At 72.1% G+C, this 18932-nt stretch carries 13 protein-coding genes; 5 read left to right on the top strand and 8 right to left on the bottom strand.

The features are described 5' to 3' along the window. Positions 1-37 precede the first annotated feature (37 nt). Positions 38-661, bottom strand: coding sequence for a TetR/AcrR family transcriptional regulator C-terminal domain-containing protein (locus IA22_RS0117675; RefSeq protein ID WP_030124131.1), 624 nt, complete (start codon positions 659-661; stop codon positions 38-40). 61 nt (positions 662-722) lie between these two features. Here IA22_RS0117675 and IA22_RS0117670 point away from each other — a divergent pair, with 61 nt between their 5' ends. Beyond that, a complete protein-coding gene (locus tag IA22_RS0117670; protein WP_030124130.1) occupies positions 723-2138 on the top strand; it encodes an FAD-dependent monooxygenase in 1416 nt (471 codons plus the stop codon). A gap of 96 nt (positions 2139-2234) precedes the next feature. Here IA22_RS0117670 and IA22_RS0117665 read toward each other — a convergent pair whose 3' ends face one another. Then, the gene (locus IA22_RS0117665) at positions 2235-5720 is read right to left on the bottom strand and encodes a hypothetical protein (protein WP_030124129.1); all 3486 of its coding nucleotides are present in this window, start codon (positions 5718-5720) and stop codon (positions 2235-2237) included. 297 nt (positions 5721-6017) lie between these two features. On the opposite strand from IA22_RS0117665, the gene IA22_RS0117660 reads away from it, so the two are divergent. Further along, positions 6018-7178: a hypothetical protein gene (locus tag IA22_RS0117660; RefSeq protein ID WP_030124128.1), complete on the top strand. Its 1161-nt coding sequence runs from the start codon at positions 6018-6020 to the stop codon at positions 7176-7178. Positions 7179-7235: 57 nt separating this feature from the next. Here the strand turns inward: IA22_RS0117660 and IA22_RS0117655 are convergent, their stop codons facing one another. The 4 genes from IA22_RS0117655 to IA22_RS0117640 all read right to left on the bottom strand — a co-directional run bounded on the left by IA22_RS0117655 (position 7236) and on the right by IA22_RS0117640 (position 13181). Beyond that, complete coding sequence (locus tag IA22_RS0117655) at positions 7236-8720, bottom strand: peptidoglycan D,D-transpeptidase FtsI family protein (RefSeq protein WP_014155658.1); 1485 nt, start codon at positions 8718-8720, stop codon at positions 7236-7238. Positions 8721-8856: 136 nt separating this feature from the next. Further along, positions 8857-9702: an LLM class F420-dependent oxidoreductase gene (locus tag IA22_RS0117650; RefSeq protein WP_014155657.1), complete on the bottom strand. Its 846-nt coding sequence runs from the start codon at positions 9700-9702 to the stop codon at positions 8857-8859. 170 nt (positions 9703-9872) lie between these two features. Further along, positions 9873-11786, bottom strand: coding sequence for an AMP-dependent synthetase/ligase (locus IA22_RS0117645; protein WP_014155656.1), 1914 nt, complete (start codon positions 11784-11786; stop codon positions 9873-9875). 117 nt (positions 11787-11903) lie between these two features. Continuing rightward, complete coding sequence (locus IA22_RS0117640) at positions 11904-13181, bottom strand: acetyl-CoA C-acetyltransferase (protein ID WP_030124127.1); 1278 nt, start codon at positions 13179-13181, stop codon at positions 11904-11906. Between the two features lie 74 nt (positions 13182-13255). On the opposite strand from IA22_RS0117640, the gene IA22_RS0117635 reads away from it, so the two are divergent. Continuing rightward, on the top strand, positions 13256-14578 hold the full coding sequence (locus IA22_RS0117635) for a 3-oxoacyl-ACP reductase (protein WP_030124126.1): 1323 nt from the start codon (positions 13256-13258) through the stop codon (positions 14576-14578). A 3-nt stretch (positions 14579-14581) separates the two neighbouring features. After that, a complete protein-coding gene (locus IA22_RS0117630; RefSeq protein WP_015577599.1) occupies positions 14582-15406 on the top strand; it encodes a MaoC/PaaZ C-terminal domain-containing protein in 825 nt (274 codons plus the stop codon). Positions 15407-15438: 32 nt separating this feature from the next. Here IA22_RS0117630 and IA22_RS0117625 read toward each other — a convergent pair whose 3' ends face one another. After that, positions 15439-16059, bottom strand: a complete 621-nt coding sequence (locus tag IA22_RS0117625; protein WP_030124125.1) for a TetR/AcrR family transcriptional regulator — start codon at positions 16057-16059, stop codon at positions 15439-15441. 211 nt (positions 16060-16270) lie between these two features. Between IA22_RS0117625 and IA22_RS0117620 the strand changes: the two genes are divergently transcribed. After that, entirely contained in the window at positions 16271-17464 is a 1194-nt protein-coding gene (locus IA22_RS0117620) for an alpha/beta hydrolase family protein (RefSeq protein WP_030124124.1), read from the top strand. A gap of 65 nt (positions 17465-17529) precedes the next feature. Here the strand turns inward: IA22_RS0117620 and IA22_RS0117615 are convergent, their stop codons facing one another. Further along, a complete protein-coding gene (locus tag IA22_RS0117615) occupies positions 17530-18885 on the bottom strand; it encodes a dicarboxylate/amino acid:cation symporter (protein ID WP_030124123.1) in 1356 nt (451 codons plus the stop codon). Positions 18886-18932 lie beyond the last annotated feature (47 nt).

The following is an 18932-nucleotide window of genomic DNA, read 5'->3' as shown; positions in this document are numbered from 1 at the left end:
GGGGTGGAGGGCCCGGCCTTTCGCGTGCCGTCCCGCCTCACGCGCCCAGGATGCGGGAGATGCCGTAGTCGAAACGTTCGTCGAAGGAGGTGTCCTCGACGTGCTGGGCGGCCCGGGACAGTGCCGGGTACTCCCCCGCACCCAGCCGGCGGGCGAGCGCCGGGCCCCTCGCGTCCGGCAGAGCCTGCTCCTCCTGGGCCAGCCCGAGGGTGAAGTAGACCAGGGTCCAGCACGTCCAGACCGCCTCGCGCTCCCGGAGCCCGCCGGCCAGCAGCGCCTCGACCAGCAGCTCGGCGAAGCGGAGCGTGGCGGGCTCGGCGGCGTACGTACCGGCCACGATCCTGGCCCCGTCGCGGTGGGCGAGCAGGGCGCGGCGGTAGCGGTGGAACAGCTCACGGACGCGCGGCTCCCACGGCTCGGGCAGCCCTTCGACCGGCACCTCGGCCAGGATCGCGTCCGCCATCAGCTCCAGCAGCCGCGCCTTGGTCTTCGCGTGCCAGAGCACGGTGTTCATCCGGACGCCGAGCCGGTCGGCGATGCCCCGGATCGAGAGCCCGTCGGCCCCCTTCTCGTCCAGCAGTTCCAGCCCCGCGCGCACCACGGCGCCGGGGCCGAGCCGGGTCTGTCCCGGTGCGGACTCCTCCACTTGCTTCTTGGTCACCGACCTAGTCTACTGTGCCCCATCATCATTGGTCACCGACCAAGAGATTCGAGGAGCCGTCATGGAACACGTCGTCATCGCGGGAGGCGGGCCCACCGGCCTGTGGCTGGCAGCGGAGCTGCGCCTGGCCGGGACACCCGTCACCGTCCTGGAGGCGCGCCACGCACGCGACCCCCACTCCAAGGCCCTGACCCTCCACCCCCGCACCCTGGAGATCCTGGCCTTCCGAGGCGTGGTGGAGCCCTTCCTCGCCGAGGGGAGGCGCATCCCCAGCGGGCACTTCGGCGGGCTGGACGACCGGATGGACTTCGGCGCCCTCGACACCCCGTACCCCTTCACGCTCGCCCTGCCGCAGGCCCGCACCGAGGAGCTGCTGGAGGCGCACGCGGTCGCGTCGGGCGCCGACGTGCGGCGCGGGCACCGGGTCACCGGCCTCACCCAGGACGAGGACGCGGTGACCGTGGAGGTGGCCGGCCCCGACGGCCCGTACACCCTGCGCGCCGCCCACCTCGTCGGCTGCGACGGCACCCGGAGCACCGTGCGCGAGGCCGCGGGCATCGCGTTCCCCGGCAGCGACGCCACGACGTGGGGCTGGCTCGGCGACGTCGTCCTGGACGCCCCGCCCGAGGGGGCGGTGTACGCGGCGTCGGGCCCCGAGGGCGGGGTCATGGTCGTCCCGATGCCCGGCGGCGTCCACCGGATCGTCGGCGGGGACCACGACAGCGACGGCCCGGACCACCCCGGCGAGCTGACCCTCGACGCGCTCCGCGCGAAGGTGACCCGTGTCGCCGGCACGGACTTCGGGATGCGCGACCCGAGCTGGCTCTCCCGGTTCGGCAACGCCACCCGCCAGGCCGCCACCTATCGCGAGGGCCGCGTCCTGCTCGCGGGCGACGCCGCGCACATGCACTACCCGGCCGGAGGCGTCGGCCTCAACGTCGGCTTCCAGGACGCCACCAACCTCGGCTGGAAGCTGGCCGCGACCCTGGCGGGCACCGCCCCCGACGGGCTCCTGGACAGCTATCACGCGGAACGCCACCCGGTCGGCGCCGACCTGCTGCTCAGCACCCGGGCCCAGACGGCGCTGATGAACGCCCACTCGGCGGAGGGCCAGGACCTGCGCACCCTGCTCAGCCGGCTCATCGCCACCGTCCCCGCGTTCTCCCTGAGCCTGGCCGAGCGGCTCTCCGGGCTCGACGTCGCCTATCCGTCCCCGGCATCCGGGCACCCCCTGACGGGCCACCGCGCACCCAATCTCGAACTCGCGGACGGAACGGACCTGTTCACCGCCCTGCGCCCCGGCAGGCACGTCCTCCTGCACTTCACGGACACCCCCGCCCCGGCCCCCGGCGTGGTCGCCCGGGCCGCGTCCCGGCCCGGCACCCGCCCCGCCTGGTCCACCGTGCGCACCGCGCTCATCCGCCCGGACGGGCACGTCGCCCGGGCGAGCGACGGCCCGGACCCGATCCGGACGTGATCACCGGCCCACCGCCCGGCTCCCGCGAAAACGGCCGGGCCCTCCATCAGGGATGGAGAGCCCGGCCTTTCGCACGCGTGTGGACGCTTCACGGCATCAACGCACGACCGCCTTGGTCGCCTTGCTGACGGCGGACCCGTCGCTGTGGCCGGTGCGACGCGCCGTCACCTTGACCGTGATCTTCTTGCCCTTCTGCGCGGTCCTGAGCGTCAGGGAGGTCTTGGTCGCCCCCTTGATCGCCTTGCCGCCGGCGTACCACTGGTAGGTGTACGAGGACGGAGCGGGCGTCCACGTGCCCCGGGCGGCCTTCAGCACCTTGCCCACCTTCGCGGTGCCCGAGACCGTGGGCACCTTGGTGGCCTTGGGGGCGGCACCCTTGGCCACGGTCACCGCAGCCGTTGTGGCGACCCCGGCGGTGTGGCCGGTGCGCCGGGCGGTGACGGTGACCGAGATCTTCTTGCCCAGGAGCGACGCCGGGACGGTGTAGGCCGACGCGGTCGCCCCTGTCACCGCCTTGCCGTCCGCCTTCCACTGGTAGGTGTACGAGGTGGCGGCGGGGGACCAGACGCCCGGCCCGGCGGTGAGCCTGGATCCGACCTTCACCGTGCCGGTGACCTTCGGAGCGGTGGTGGCCTTCGGCGCCGCGCCCTCGGCGACGACGACCGCCGCCGAGGTGCCGGTCACGTCCGGGGTTCCGCTCCTGCGGGCGTCGACCGTGACGCTGACCTTCCTGCCCAGCAGCGAGGCCGGGAGGACGTACGAGGAGGCGGTCGCACCCGTCACCGGCTTGCCGTCGGCGTTCCACTGGTAGGTGTAGGACGACGGGCCGCCCGACCAGGTACCGGTGCCGGCGGTCAGCGTGGCCCCCACCTTCGCGGTACCGCTGATCGCCGGGACCGTCAGGTTCGCCAGAGGGGCGGCGGTGACGGTGAAGGAGCCCTTGTCGTACTGCCACGCGTTGTGCGTGACGACGCTGAGACTCCAGGTGTCGACGGCGACCCCGGTCAGGTCGAGGACGGCCGTCAGGGTCCTGCGGTCGGCCGACACCGAGGTGGTGGTCGCCTCGACGGTCTTGCCCGACCGGTAGATCCGCACGATGTCGTCCTCGTGCAGGGCCGTGCCGGTGACCTGGAGGGTCACCTTGCCGCCGGTGGCCCCGGTGGCCGGCGTCACCGTCCCGACGGTGACCTTCTCGGTGCCGCAGCGGATGGACTTGCAGACCGCTTCGGCCGAGTAGGACGTCTGCGACGCGGTCTCGGGAAGGGACAGCACCAGGATGCTCGACGTGTCGTCCGAGCCGTACGGTTCGCTGACGTAGCACTCGTATCCACTCGGGATGTAACGCATGCAGCCGTTGTCGCGGCTCGCGTCGTACAGCGCCGGGACCGCGGTCGTCGTCGCGCCCGTGGTGTCGCTGATCTCCATGCCGAAGCGGTCGTTGTACGCGGTCGGCAGCGCCGCGCACACCGCGCTGTGCTGCTCGTCCAGCGTGCCGGTGACGGGCCCGTACCCGTAGCTGACGTCGGGCACCTTCACGCACTCGTCCGCCGGGCCGGAGGCCGTGGCGACGCGGAGGGCGTCGAAGCGGTAGGAGGGCGCCGCCTTCAGACCCGCCCGTACGGTGACGAGCACCTGGTAGCGGGTGGAGCCGGTCACGGCACACGCCTGGTTCCTGTTGCACAGGGCCTCGCCGTCGGCACCGTAGGCGACGACGTTGGCGGTGCCCAGGGCGTCACGCACGTCGAGATGCAGGGTGTCCCGCGCATCGGCCGTGGTGACCTGCCGGCAGACCAGGGCGCCGGGGGCACCCATGGCGCCGCCCGTGGACGGCCCGCCGACCCTGGCGGCGGGGTTCGCGGCGCAACCCTTGGCGGTCGAGGTGACGTCGCGCCGGGTCAGGGTGTACTCCGCTGCCGTGTCCCGGCCCGTGACGAGCACCGTGTGGGCGACTCCGGGGGCGAGGGCGCAGGTGGTCCAGGTGGAGAGGGAGGAGTAGATCGAGCAGACCTGCTTCCCGGCGGCGTCCAGGACGGAGAACTGGGCCGTGGACGTGGTGCCGGGGGCCGCCTGGAGCTGCACGTTCTCCTGCGCGCTGTGGTCGTCGGCCGGGATGCTCAGGCAGTGCGAGAAGACACCGCCGCCGGTGGAGAGGCGGGCGGTGGGGCTGTCGGCCGAGAAGTCGCCCGCCGGAACGGCCGGGCAGCCGCCGGCGGTGTCCGTGCGGTGCAGGGCGAACGTGTACGTGCCGGTGGGCGCGCTCTCGCTGTCGGTCGAGACCAGCAGCCGGAAGGGCGCCTTGCCGGTGAGCTCGCAGCTGCCGCCCGAGAGGTCGCTCCCGTCGCAGCGCTGCACGCCGTCGGCGTCCACAGCGGTCACGTCCGCCCGTGGCGAGGAACCGCTGAGGGGCTTGAGCACGGCGGTACGGGCCCCCGTGGGAAACGGCAGTGACAGGCAGTCGATCTCGCCGGCCGCCGTGAACGCGGAGGTGTACAGACCGGGTTCGGCCGGCACGCAGCCGGCGGTGGAGGACCGGTCGATGATCAGCGTCGGGTCGTCGGTGAGGACGGTGTAGTCACCGGCCGCCGGAAGCGCGCATCCGGACCACGTGGTGCAGACGGTCCTTCCCTCCCGGTCGTACACCGCGAGCGTGGTGCGGCTGTCCCGGACCCCGTACGCGTCGTAGCGTCCGGCGGCCGGCGCGTGGAAGGTCTTGCAGCCGGTGGCCGGGCTCACCGCGGTGGGAGCGGAGTCGTAGGCGTTCAGCGGGACCCGCGCGCACCCCACCGGGTCGGAGAGCCTGCGGACCTTCAGGGTGTATTCGGCGGGGAAGCCCCGTTCGGCAGCGCTGACCTGCGACAGAACCCTGTACGGCCCTTCGCCGGGCAGGACGCAGCCCTCGCTGTCGTCCTCGTTGAACCGGGGGCAGATGTGCGCCCCGGTTCCGTCGGTGATCCACGACCCGCTGGAACCGGACACGGTGGTTCTGATGTCGTCGGTGATCCGCTCACCGGGCTTCGCCGCGATGGGCTGGCACTGGATCGCCGTGGGGCCGGCCGCCGATCCCTTGAGCGGTGCGCTGTCCCACGCGGTGCCGGTCTCGGGAGAACAGCCCTCGTCTGACCGGAGGGAGGTGAGGGCGACGGTGGGCCTGCTCGGGTCCGGCCAGTTGTTGTACAGCGTGAGCGTGTACGCACCCCGGTGGCTCAGGTCGCACCAGCCGGCACCCCACTGGGGGTCGTAGCAGTCGATCTCGGTCTCGCCGTCGAAGACGGACGGATAGGTGTTCTCGGTACCGGCTCCGGTCACGATCAGGCGGTGCAGGCCGGGCTGCTCCACGTCGACGGTGAAGCAGACGGTTCCGTCCGCCGGAACGTCCACCGTGCCCTCGGCGGGGGCGGCTTCACCGAACGCGGACAGCGGAAGCGCTGTGCAGTCCTCGCCGGCCGCGGTGACGCCCGTCGCGCCGGTGACGGCTGCCTGCGCCGCCCCCGCGGGCAGCACCAGTGACAACAGGACCGACAACGTGAGCAGAAGGGCGGTACAGGCCGCGGATCTCGCGGCCGTACCCAGGCGGTGTGGCATTCCGTTCCCCCCGGAGCGGTGAAGTGGACCGTGCGCCGGAGCCGCCCGTACCGGGTGGGCTCGACAACGCCGAGCACTCGCCTGTCATGTGTAGGACATGTGGAGAGCGCACGTGATGATCGCACAGATCACACCGCCCGCACCCACCGATTCCCGTCCACCGGCCGGCCCCCGCAACAGGCCCTGGCCCGCCACCGTGTGCCGGTGCGCCGTCGTGATCCACGCGTGACCACCGCCCCGTAACCTCCCACCGGTCACCAGGAATTCACGGGTGTGCGAGCGATGCGGGGGCAGTTCATGACATACGGACGCGCGGCGGTACCGGCTGTGGCGGGGGCTCTGCTCCTCACGGCCCTGCTGTGGTGGGCGGGGGCGAGCGTGAACGCGCTGCACCTCCAGGGCACGGCCCGGGTGCTCGGCCCCCAGGCGGTCGCCGACCTGGAGTACTGGCTGAACCCCTGGTCGTACGATCCGCCGGAGTCCGTCCGGCTGGGCACCCTGGCGCAGGGCGGGACCGGCTCCCGTTACCTCGCCCTGTACGGGACCGCGATGCAGATCCGGTTCGCCGCGGTCTTCGCCTTCTTCGTGCCGGGGGCGCTGCTCCTCGTCCGCAGGCTGCCTCCGGTGGACCGCCGGCTTCCGGCCACGCTGATGGCGCTGTGGGCCTGGGGCATGGCGGCCGGGACCCTGGCGGTCACCGTCTCCGCGCCGTGGGTGATCGCCTCGCAGGGGCGCGGCAGTTACCGCTTCCTGCCGCAGCTGGCGGGCACGATGACCGCCGGACGGCAGATTGTGGTGCCCGTCGCCCTGGTCGTCGCGGTGGTCACCGTGCTGATCGCCCGGATCACCGCCAAGGGCGCGGGTGACCTGCCCCGGACGGTCGTACCGGCGCGCGCCGCGAGGGCCGCGGCCACCGTGGGGACGCTCGTCGTCGCCGTGTCCCTGGTGGTCCTGTCGTACCAGCCGGTCGCCGCTCGCATCCAGACCGTCTCCCTGTCGGGGGGCCTGCTCTCCGAACCCGGTGACTTCCTTCGCCAGTGGCTCCTGCTCGGCGGCTGGGCGGTCCCCGCGGGCACGTCGATCGGTGAGTGGCTGCTGTACCGCGCCGCCGACGGGCTGCTGCTCGCCGTGGTGTGGTGTGCGCTGCGGTGGCTCCCCGGCCTGCTGACCCGTGCCACGGTGACGGCGGTGACGGCCGTCGCGGTCTGCGCGACCGTCGTCGGGCTGCTGGCGGGCCAGTTGCTGCGGGTGGCGGTGGACTCGACGGGGCTGGCCATGCTCTACGGACCGGTGCGCGTGATGTCGGCCCTCGGGACCGGAGTGCCCGCCGCCCTGTTCGTCGGCTCCCTGGCGGGTCTCCTCGCCGCCCTGACCGTGCGGTGGGCGGGCGGCGGCGCGCAGGACGCCGACGCTCCGGCACCGCCCGCGGTGGCGCCGGAGAGTCCCGCAGCCGTATGACACGAACGCCCGCCAGGCTGTGTGCCGGGCGGGCGGTCGGGGACGGGTCCGGGGCTTCTACTTCCCGAGCACCGCCTTCATCACGTTCCTGGCGATCGGACCACCGAGACCACCACCGGAGATGTCCGAGCGGGAGATGTCCATCGCGGTCGGGTCGATGAACACCGCGACCGCCACCGACTGGCCGTCGGCCTTCTTGCCGTACGAGACGAACCAGCCGTACGGGACTTCCTTCGTCACGTCGTTGCCCCGCTGGGCCGTACCCGTCTTGCCGCCCACCGTCACACCGTCGATCAGGGCGCGCTTCGCGCTGCCCTCCTTGGCGGTGAACTCCATCATCTCCTGGATCTTCTTCGCGGTCTCCTCCGAGACCGCCTCGCTCATGAGCTGCGGCTCGTGCTCCTCCAGGGTGGAGAGGTCCGGGCCGCGCAGACTGTCGACGATGTACGGCTGCATCAGCTTGCCGTTGTTGGCGAGGGCCGCGGTGACCATCGCCATCTGCATCGGGGTGCTCGTGAGGCTGCCCTGGCCCATACCGGTGAGGGCCGTGCCAGGCTTGTCGAGCTTGTCGGGGTAGAGGCTCTTCGTGGCGAGCATGTCGCCGAAGGCCTCGGAGTAGACGTCCTCGTTGAAGCCGAACTTCTCGGCCGTCTCACGCATCCCCTGGTCGCCGACCTTCAGTGCGGCGTCCAGGAAGACGTTGTTGCAGGAGAACTGCATGGCGACCTTCAACGACGCCTTGTTGCACGCCGCGTCACCGGCCTCGCTGCTGATCTTCTTCGTCGACAGCGGCAGCGGGTACGGGGAGACCGCGTCGGTCGGCGCGTCGACGTCGTCGATCACGCCGTGCTCCAGGGCCGCGGCCGCCGTCAGGATCTTGAAGGTGGAGCCGGGCGGGAAGGTCTCGCGCAGCGGGCGGTTGGCCAGCGGCTTGCTCTTCTCGCCGATGAGGGCCTGGAACTTGTCGCCCTCCTTGAAGGAGTTGCCCGCGAAGACCGAGGGGTCGTACGAAGGGGTCGAGACCATGGCCAGGACCTTGCCGGTCGACGGTTCGAGGGCGACGACCGCGCCCCGTGCGTCGAGCTCGGTCAGATCCTTGTAGGCCGCCTCCTGCGCCTTCGGCACGATGGTGGTGACCACGTCGCCGCCCCGCCGCTCCTTGCCGGTGAGGATGTCCTTCGCGTGCCGGAAGGCGAAGCGCTCGTCCTGGCCGCTGAGGATGCTGTCGTACGTCTTCTCCAGGAGGGACATGCCCTGCGCCTGGGAGGCGTACCCGGTGACGGGGGCGTACATCGGACCCTGCTTGAAGGTGCGCTGGTACTTGAAGTCGGTCCCCTCGACCACCTTCGACCCGGTGATCGCCTTGCCGCCCACGATGATGTCACCGCGCGGGGTGGAGAACTGCGCGATCTTCACCCGCCGGTTGTGCTCGTGGGTCGCCAGCTCCTCGCTCTTGGCGTACTGGAGCCAGTTGGTGCGTATCAGCAGGGCGAGCATCAGCAGCCCACAGAAGATCGCTATGTGCCGCAACGGCCTGTTCATCGTGCTCCCGCTCCCCAGGCAGCCGAGCACACACGCACACGGGCCGCACCATCGATGTCCGGAGGTGATAGATGCGATTTTAGCGTCGGCGGTTGCGCCGACGAATCACGGTAGAGCCTAATCGGCCACGGTTCGCTCACAGATACGCCGCAAAGGCGTCCAGGGCGCGCAGGACCTCCGCCTCCTCGGCGGGGGGCAGCTGCAGGACGACCTCCTCGACACCCAGCTCCGCGTAGTACTCCAGCTTCCCCGGCGCGGGCCGGACGGCGTACGGCACCACCTGGAGGTGCTGCGGGTCGCGCCCCGCCTCCTCCCACGCCGCCCGCAGCTTCGGCACGGACTCCGCCAGGCCGCGCCCGCCGATCGGCAGCCAGCCGTCCGCCTCCCGCGCGATCCGTTCGAACAGCTTCGGGCCCGCCGCTCCGCCGATCAGGGTGCGCGGGCCGCTCACCGGACCGCGCGGCTTCTGCACCGGCTTCGGATAGGCATGGCTCGCCCGGACCGAAGCGAACTCCCCCTCGTAGGAGGTCGGTTCGTCGGCCCAGAGGGCGCGCATCAGAGCCAGCCTGTCACTGCCGAGCGCGCGCCGGGTCGACCACTCCACACCGTGGTCGGCGGCCTCCTCGACGTTCCAGCCGTAGCCGATGCCGAGCGTGAGACGGCCGCCGGAGAGGTGGTCGAGCGTGGCGGCCTGCTTCGCCAGGTCGATGGGGTCGTGCTGGGCGATCAGCGTGATGCCGGTGCCGAGGGCCAGTCGCTCGGTGACGGCGGCGGCCTGCCCGAGGGCCACGAAGGGGTCGAGGGTCCGGCCGTACTCGTCCGGCAGCTCGCCGCCCGCCGGGTACGGGGTGTCCCGGCTGACCGGGATGTGGGTGTGCTCGGGCAGGTACAGCCCGGCGAATCCGCGCTGCTCCAGCTCGCGCGCGACCCGGACCGGCGTGATCGTCCGGTCGGTGAGGAAGATCGTCGTTGCGATCCGCATGGGGGGCTCCTCGGTCGTCGTCCGTGACCGTCCACGGTATGCGGTGCGGCGTGCCGCCGGGGCCGTCGCACGGAGCACGACGCACTGTTTCCGGCCATAACTCCCCTTCCCGGCCGACCGGGAAGGGGAGGGACCGGGAGAACGCGCCGGGTCACCGGCCCACGGGGGAGCTACTTGCGGTACAGCTCCTCGATCTCCGTGTCGAAGTCCCTTGTGATCGCGTCCCGTTTCAGCTTCAGGGACGGGGTGAGGTGTCCGCTCTCCTCGGTGAAGTCCTGCGGCAGGACCGTGAACTTGCGGATGGACTCGGCGCGCGAGACCAGCCGGTTGGCCTCGTCGACCGCGCGCTGCAGCGTGCCGCGCAGCTCCTCGTCGTGGACGAGTTCACCCATGGGGACGTCCTCCTTCTTCCGCATCCGGCGCCAGTGGGCGAGGCCGTCCGGCTCCAGGGTGATCAGGGCCGCGATGAACGGCCGGTTGTCGCCGACCACCATGCACTGGCCGACCAGCGGGTGGGCCCGCAGCCAGTCCTCCAGAGGCGCGGGGGTGACGTTCTTGCCGCCCGACGTGATGATGATGTCCTTCTTGCGGCCGGTGATCGTGAGGTAGCCGTCCTCGTCCAGGGCCCCCAGGTCCCCCGTCGGGAACCAGCCGCCCTCGGTGCCGGGGACGGCCTCGCCGCGCTCCGTGTCCCAGTAGCCCTGGAAGACCTGCCCGCCGCCGAGCAGGACCTCCCCGTCGTCGGCGATCCGCACGGCGGTGCCCGGCAGCGGCCAGCCCACCGTGCCCAGGCGCGGCTTGAGGGGCGGGGTGACCGTGGCGGCGGCCGTGGTCTCGGTCAGGCCGTAGCCCTCGAAGATCTGGATGCCCGCCCCCGCGTAGAACGCGGCGAGCCGGTGTCCCAGCGGCGAGCCGCCGCAGATCGCGTACCGCACCCGGCCGCCCAGCGCGGCGCGGATGCGCCGGTAGACGAGCGGGTCGTAGAGCGCGCGGGCGGCGCGGAGCTTGAGGCCGGGGCCGGGCCCCGTGCCGTGTTCCGCTGCCTCGACGGCCTCGCCGTAGCGCTGCGCGATACGGGCCGCACGGTCGAAGGACGAGGCGCGGCCCATCTTCTCGGCGGTGGCCCGGCCGGTGTTGTAGACCTTCTCCAGCACGTACGGGATGGCCAGCAGGAACGACGGCTTGAAGCCGGCCAGGTCCTCGAGCAGGTCCTCGGTACGGATCGACGGCGCGTGCCCCAGGCGGACCCGGGCGCGCATGCAGCCGATCGCCACCATCCGGCCGAAGACGTGGGAGAGGGGGAGGAAGAGCAGCGTGGACGCGGGGTACGTCGAGACCGACTTGAAGACCGGGTGGAGCAGCTCGATCGCGTTGTCGACCTCGGCGAAGAAGTTGCCATGGGTCAGGGCGCAGCCCTTGGGCCGGCCCGTGGTGCCCGAGGTGTAGATGAGGGTGGCGGGGCTGCCGGGTTCGAGAGCGGCACGGCGGGCGGCGACAACGGCGTCCGGTATGTCCTTGCCGAGTGTCTTCAGCCGGCCCAGGGCGCCGGTGTCGAACTGCCAGAGATGGGCGAGGTCCCCGAGCTGCTGCCGCTCCTGGCTGACCAGCCGGCCCTGCTCCTTCGTCTCCACGGCGCAGGCGACGGCCCCGGAGTCCTGGAGGATCCAGCGCGTCTGGAAGGCCGAGGACGTGGGGTAGACGGGCACGGTGACCAGCCCGGCCGCCCAGGAGGCGAAGTCGAGCAGCGTCCACTCGTAGGTCGTACGGGCCATGATCGCGATGCGGTCACCGCTCCGGAGTCCCTCCGCGATCAGACCCTTGGCGACCGCCTTGACCTCCTCGGCGAACTCGGCGGCGGTCACGTCCTGCCAGGTGCCGTCCGTCTGTTTGCGGCTGAGGACCGCCTCGGCGGGAGCCTGCCGGGCGTTGTCGAAGGGGATCTCGGCGAGCGAGCCGCTCCGCACCTCGGGTGCGAGGGGCGGCACGGACACTTCACGGACGGTCCCGTCGGCCCCCCTGACCTTGGTCGGCTCGACCAGGACGGGAACGGCGGGCGCGGCGGGTACGGCGGCGGGCGTGGACACGAGCGGCTCCTCGACATGGGGTCCTGCGCCGGGCCCGTCCCTGGGGCCCGGCGCCGGGGCGGCTGCTGGGTGCGCGGGTTCGTTCACGTACGGATGCGACTGCGGACCGGGCTGGGGTCAGGGGCGTTCCAGGATGGCGGTGACCCCCTGGCCTCCCGCCGCGCAGACCGAGATCAGGCCCCTGCCAGGGGCGTCCCGCTCCGCGAGGAGCTTGGCCAGCGTCGCCACGATCCGTGCGCCGGTCGCGGCGAAGGGGTGCCCGGTGGCGAGGGACGACCCGGCCACGTTCAGCCTGTCCCGGTCGACGGGGGCGAGGCCCTGCTCCTCCCAGGCGGCGAGGGTCGCGAGGACCTGGGAGGCGAAGGCCTCGTGGACCTCGAAGAGGTCGAAGTCCTCCATGGTCAGCCCGGCGCGCTCCAGCATGCGCGGCACGGCGTACGCGGGCGCCATCAGCAGCCCGTCCTCGCCGTTCACGTAGTCCACGGCGGCCGTCTCGTACAGCGACAGGTAGGCCAGCGGTTCCAGGCCGTGGGCCCCGGCCCACTCCTCGCTCGCCAGGAGCACGGTGGCGGCGCCGTCGGTGAGCGGTGTCGAATTGCCCGCGGTCATCGTCGCGTCGGGGTGGCCGGTGCCGAACACCGGCTTCAGCGTGGCGAGTTTCTCCACCGTGGAGCCGGGGCGCAGGTTCTGGTCGCGTTCCAGGCCGAGGTACGGGACGACGAGGTCGTCCAGGAAACCGCGTTCGTACGCCGCGGCGAGCCGCTGGTGGCTGGTCGCCGCCAGCAGGTCCTGGTCCTCGCGGGCCACGCCCCACTTCCGGGCGGTGACGGCCGCGTGCTCGCCCATCGACAGGCCGGTACGCGGCTCGGCGTTGCGCGGGATGTCCGGGACGAGATGGCCGGGGCGGACGGCGGCCAGCGCCTTGAGCCGGGCCCCCGTCGACCGGGCGCGGCGCGCCTCCAGCAGGATCCTGCGCAGCCGGTCGTTGACGCCGAGGGGCGCGTCGCTCGCGGTGTCCGCGCCGCCCGCGATCGCCGAGTCGACCGCGCCGAGGGCGATCTTGTTCGCCGCGGCGATGACGGCCTGCAGCCCGGTGCCGCACGCCTGCTGGATGTCGTAGGCGGGGGTACGCGGGTCGAGAGCGGAGCCCAGCACGGTCTCGCGCGCCAGGTTGAAGTCCCGGCTGTGCTTGAGGACCGCGCCGGCCACGAACTCTCCGACCTGCTGGTCCCGCAGGCCGAAGCGCTCGACGAGCCCGTCCAGTGCGGCGGTCAGCATGTCCTGGTTGGACGCCCGGGCGTACGGGCCGTCGGAGCGGGCGAACGGGATGCGGCTGCCGCCGATGACCGCGACCCTGCGCGGCTGCGGACGTGCGAGGGGGATCAACTCGACCAACTCATCTCGACAACTCCTGACCCTTGAGTAACCTTACTCTGGAGTAAATCTACGACCGAGCAGGAGTCCAGACAATGGCCGACCGCTATCTGCACTTCACCGGCACCGCTCCCGGCCGTTTCCTGAGCCGTGGGCTCGGCCTGCCCCGGCCCGCGCCGCTCCGCCGCTGGACACTGGAAACGCCTTCCCTCGACGGGCCGTTGCTCCACCTCACGGCAGGCGACTCCGCCCACTCGGACACGCTCGGCCCGGTCCTCGCCGCGACCGGCCTGAAGGTCACCGCACGGGCGGAACGCCCCGTCGCCGTCGTCCTGGACGCCACCGGCGTCAGCACGGCCGCCGGCCTCGCCGACGTGCACGCGGCGCTCCACCCCGTCGTACGGTCGCTCGCCGGCGGAGGCCGCGTCGTCGTCCTCGGCACCACCCCGTCGCCCGAGGACCACCACCAGGCGGCGGCCCAGCAGGCACTCGAAGGGTTCGTGCGCTCGCTCGGCAAGGAGATCGGCCGGGGCGCCACCGCGCAGTTGGTGCGGCTGGCCCCCGGCGCGGACGCCGCCTCGGCCGGGTCCACGCTCCGCTTCCTGCTGTCTCCCCGCTCCGCCTACGTCAGCGGCCAGGTCGTGCAGCTCAGCGCCGACGAGCCCGGCGAGGTGGCCGACTGGGCGGCCCCCCTGTACGGACGCACCGCCCTGGTCACCGGCGCGGCACGCGGCATCGGGGCGTCCGTCGCCTCCGTCCTCGCCCGGGACGGCGCCCGGGTCGTCTGCCTGGACGTCCCGCAGGCCCAGGAGGAACTCGGCCGCACCGCCGACCGCCTGGGCGCCACCGCCCTGCCGCTGGACATCACCGCACCCGACGCCGCCGAGCTGATCGCCGCGGCGGTGCCCGACGGCCTGGACGTCCTCGTCCACAACGCCGGCATCACCCGCGACCGCCGGCTCGCCAACATGCCGGCCGACCGCTGGGCCTCGGTCATCGACGTCAACCTGGACAGCGTCCTGCGCACCACGGACGCGCTCCTGACGTCGGGCGCTGTCAACCGGGGCGGCCGGATCGTCGCCACCGCCTCCATCGCCGGGATCGCGGGCAACAACGGCCAGACCAACTACGCGGCCAGCAAGGCCGGAATCATCGGCCTGGTCCGGTCGCTGGCCCCACGCGCCGCCGCGGAACACGGCGTCACCGTCAACGCCGTCGCGCCCGGCTTCATCGAGACGAAGATGACGGCGGCCGTGCCCCTCCTCATCCGGGAAGCCGGACGCCGGATGAACTCCCTGTCGCAGGGCGGGCTCCCGGTCGATGTCGCCGAGACCGTCGCCTGGTTCGCCCAGCCCGCCTCCGGGGCCGTCAACGGCCAGATCGTCCGGGTCTGCGGCCAGAGCCTGCTGGGGGCCTGACCCATGACCGGCCTGAGCCTGTCCCTCGCCCGCGGAGCCGTCACCTCCCCGTTCAAGCGGGCCGGGCGGCCGGGCGCCGCACTGCCCGCCGACCGCGAGGTGATCCCGTCCGGACGCATCGCCCCCGGCCCCCTCGCCGCGTACAGCAGGGTCTGCGGCTTCGCCGAATCGGGCCCGCTGCCCCTCACCTACCCGCACGTGATGGGCTTCCCGGCCGCCATGCGGCTGATGACGGCCCGCGGCTTCCCGCTGCCGGTGCTGGGACTGGTCCACACCTGGATCGAGATCACCGCCCACCGGGCGCTGCACCCCACGGACGAGCTCGAACTCACCGTGTACGCGGACGGGCTGACGCCCCACCGCCGCGGCACCGAGGTCACCATGGTCACCGAGGCGCGCCTCTCGGGCGTCCTCGTCTGGGAGTCCCGCAGCGGCTATCTGTCACGGCACGCGACCGGGACGACGACACCGACGTCGGCGCCCCCGGCCTCACCGCCGGAGCTGCCCGCCGCGGCCGAGTGGCGGCTGCCCGCGGATCTGGGCCGTCGCTACGGCGCCGCCTCGGGCGACCGGAACCCCATCCATCTGCACCCCGTGACGGCGCGGCTCTTCGGGTTCCCCCGGCACATCGCGCACGGCATGTGGACCGTCGCCCGCTGTCTGGCGGAGGCCGGGACCGGACCGGGCAGGATCCGTTCGGTGCGGGCGGACTTCAAGGCGCCCGTCCCGCTGCCCTCCACCGTCACGTACGCCGCCGAAGGCGCCGCCTTCCAGGTGCGGGGCGGCAGCCGCGTCCACCTCACCGGCAGCCTGACCCGGGAGGGATGAACCAGCCGGCATGACCCGGGAGGGATGAGCCCTCAGTCCCCCCGGGACTGCCAGCCGCGCCCGTGCATGAGGTTCTCCAGCCCCGCCCAGGAGAAGTTCATCAAGGTGGTGGCGGCCTCCTTGGCCGAGACGCCGGGAGTGACGTTCGCCCATCCGGCGAGCGCCTCGGCCGCCCCCACCAGCGCCTGCGCGAGCCCCGCCACATCACGGTCGGGCAGCGCGCGATCACGGTGCGCCTCACGCGCCGCCGCACCGATCAGACCCGTCACGAACGCAACGATCTCCTCGCGCAGCGCCCCCACCTCGCTGACGAACGGCTCCCCGTGCGAGCTCGCCTGCTGGTGCAGCACCGCCCAGCCGTCCGGGTTCTCCGCCGTGTGCGTGAAGAACGCCCGCAGCCCCGACCACAGTTGCCGGTCGGCGGGAATCCCCGGCTCCACCCCCGCCTGCACGGCCTCCACCAGCGCCTTCGACTCGCGGCGGATGCAGGCGGTGAAGAGCTCCTCCTTGGAGTTCAGGTACAGATAGACCAACGGCTTGGATACACCGGCCAGTTCCGCGATCTCGTCCATCGAGGCGGCCCGGTACCCGCGCTGCGCGAACGTCCGCACGGCCGCGTCCATCATCTGCTGCTCACGCACCGCGCGCGGCATCCGTTTGCTCTTCACTGCACTCACGTCAGACATCCCTCCCGCCCCCACTGTGCTGCTCCCCGGTAAGAGTACGGCGCGACCCTACGGCTCGTGATACGGAAGGGAGTCGCCCCGCCGGGTCCTCGCGGCGCACCTCGTACACCCCGAATTGCTCACGAAATCACCCTGCGGGCCGATGCCCGCGCCCGACTCCCCACCTAATGTCCATGACATGACAATGAGACTTCGCAGACGGACGGCAGCCACCGCCCTGGCGGCCCTGCTCCTGTTAGCCGCTCCCGTCACCACCGCCCACGCCTTACCCTCGCCCGCGGCCTCCACCGGGACGGAGACGGTCGCACTGCCCGACCCGACCGGCTCGTACGCCGTCGGCACCGAGGTCCTGCACCTCACCGACCACGACCGGGCCGACCCGTGGGTGCCGGCGGCCGGAGACCGTCAGCTGATGGTGTCCCTGTACTACCCGGCGCGCCCCGGGAGGCCGGGGCAGACCGCTCCGTACATGAGCACCGCGGAAGCGCGGCTCGTGCTGGAGGGCATCGGGCTGGAAGGCACCGTGCAGCCGTCGGCGCTCAGTGCGCTCGGCACCCACGCCCGAACCGGCGCACGGGCCGCCCACGGCAGCTTCCCCCTGGTCCTGCTCTCCCCCGGCCTCGGCAACCCCCGGGCGACGGTGACCTCGCTCGCCGAGGACCTGGCGAGCCGCGGCTACGTGGCGGCGAGCGTCGACCACGCCTACGAGTCCGTCGGGACCGAACTGCCCGACGGCCGACTGCTGACCTGCGTGGCCTGCGAGAAGATGCAGTCCGCGCCCACGGCGGAGGCCCGGGCGAAGCTGGGCGGACTCGTCTCCGCCGGAAGGGCCGCCGATCTCTCGTTCGTACTTGACCGGCTCACAGGGCATCGTCCCGCCTGGAAGAACTCAGGTGTGATCGACCGCCACCGGGTCGCCGCCGTGGGCCACTCCATGGGCGGCAGCGCCGCTGCCTCCACCATGCTCACCGACCCACGCTTCGACGCAGGCGTCAACATGGACGGCACCCTCTTCGAGCGGATTCCCGTGTCCGGCCTCGGCGGCCGCCCCTTCATGATGCTGGGCGCCGCATCCCACTTCCCCGGCGGCGAGGACCTCTCCTGGGACGAGAACTGGCCGCGGCTCGACGGCTGGAAGCGCTGGCTCGTCGTCCAGGGCTCCGGCCACTCCAGCTTCATCGACTCACCCGTCCTGGCGGACCGAATGGGGGTGACCCTGGACCCCACGGTCACCCTCTCCACCGAACGGCAGGTCCGGATCACGCGTGACTACGTCGGCGCCTTCCTCGACCAGCACCTGAAGGGCCGGCACCAGTACCTGCTGGACGGCCCCACACCCGGGAACCCCGAGGTCGTCTTCCACCGGCCCTGAACGGCCCGTGCACACAGCGGCGCCCCCGGACAGCTGTCCGGGGGCGCCGCTGTGCGTGCGTCGGGTCAGGCCGCTACGGGAACGCCCTTCGGCTCCGCGTCGCGGACCTCGGGCTCGTCGACCGGGGAGGACGACGCCGAGTTGTACGCGTCGTGGTCGAGGATCTTCTCGCGGGCCGCGACGATCACCGGGACGAGCGCCTGACCGGCCACGTTCGTGGCGGTGCGCATCATGTCCAGGATCGGGTCGATGGCGAGGAGCAGGCCCACGCCCTCCAGCGGGAGGCCCAGGGTCGACAGGGTGAGGGTCAGCATGACCGTGGCGCCGGTGAGGCCGGCGGTGGCCGCCGAGCCGATGACCGAGACGAACGCGATCAGGATGTAGTCACCGATGCCCAGCTGGACGTCGAAGATCTGCGCGATGAAGATCGCCGCCAGCGCCGGGTAGATCGCGGCGCAGCCGTCCATCTTGGTCGTGGCACCGAACGGGACGGCGAAGGAGGCGTACTCCTTCGGGACGCCGAGACGCTCGGTGACCTTCTGGGTGACGGGCATCGTGCCCACGGAGGAGCGGGAGACGAAGGCCAGCTGGATCGCGGGCCAGGCGCCCTTGAAGAACTGGATCGGGCTGACCTTGGCGACCGTCGCGAGCAGCAGCGGGTAGACGCCGAACAGCACCAGGGCGCAGCCGATGTAGACGTCCGCGGTGAACGTCGCGTACTTGCCGATCAGGTCCCACCCGTAGTCGGCGATCGCGTAGCCGATGAGGCCGACGGTGCCGATCGGGGCGAGGCGGATGACCCACCACAGGGCCTTCTGGAGGAGCTCCAGGACCGACTCGCTGAGCGTGAGGATCGGCTTGGCCTTCTCGCCGAGCTGGAGCGCGGCGATACCGGCGACGGCGGCCATGAAGACGATCTGGAGGACGTTCAGCTCGGTGAAGGGCGTGATGACGTCCGTGGGGATGATCCCGGTGAGGAAGTCGAGCCAGGAGCCCGCGTTCTCGGGCTTGGCGCCGTCCTTCGGGGTGAGGCCCGTTCCGGAGCCCGGGTTGGTGACCAGGCCGATCGCGAGGCCGATGGCCACGGCGATCAACGACGTGATCATGAACCAGAGCAGCGTGCGGGTGGCGAGCCTGGCGGCGTTGTTGACCTTGCGCAGGTTGGTGATCGACACCAGGATCGCGAAGAAGACGAGGGGCGCGACGGCCAGCTTCAGCAGCTGGACGAAGATGTGGCCGACCTGGTCGAGCGTGGTGTAGAGCCAGCCGATCTCGTAGCTGCGGGTGATCCAGCCGAGCAGGACACCGAGGACCAGACCGGCGACGATCTGTATCCAGAAGGGGATGCTCGGCAGACGGAAACCGGAACCGGACGGCTTACCGGCCTCGGTCTCGGCGGGGGACGCGGAATTCGCGGACACGGACACACTCCAGATGTGACGCATCGGGACGTACGGGGACAGACGTA

The sequence above is a fragment of the Kitasatospora papulosa genome (genome assembly GCF_000717245.1).
GTDB classification, from domain to species: Bacteria; Actinomycetota; Actinomycetes; order Streptomycetales; family Streptomycetaceae; genus Streptomyces; species Streptomyces papulosus.
This window is presented reverse-complemented; position numbering and strand designations above follow the sequence as displayed.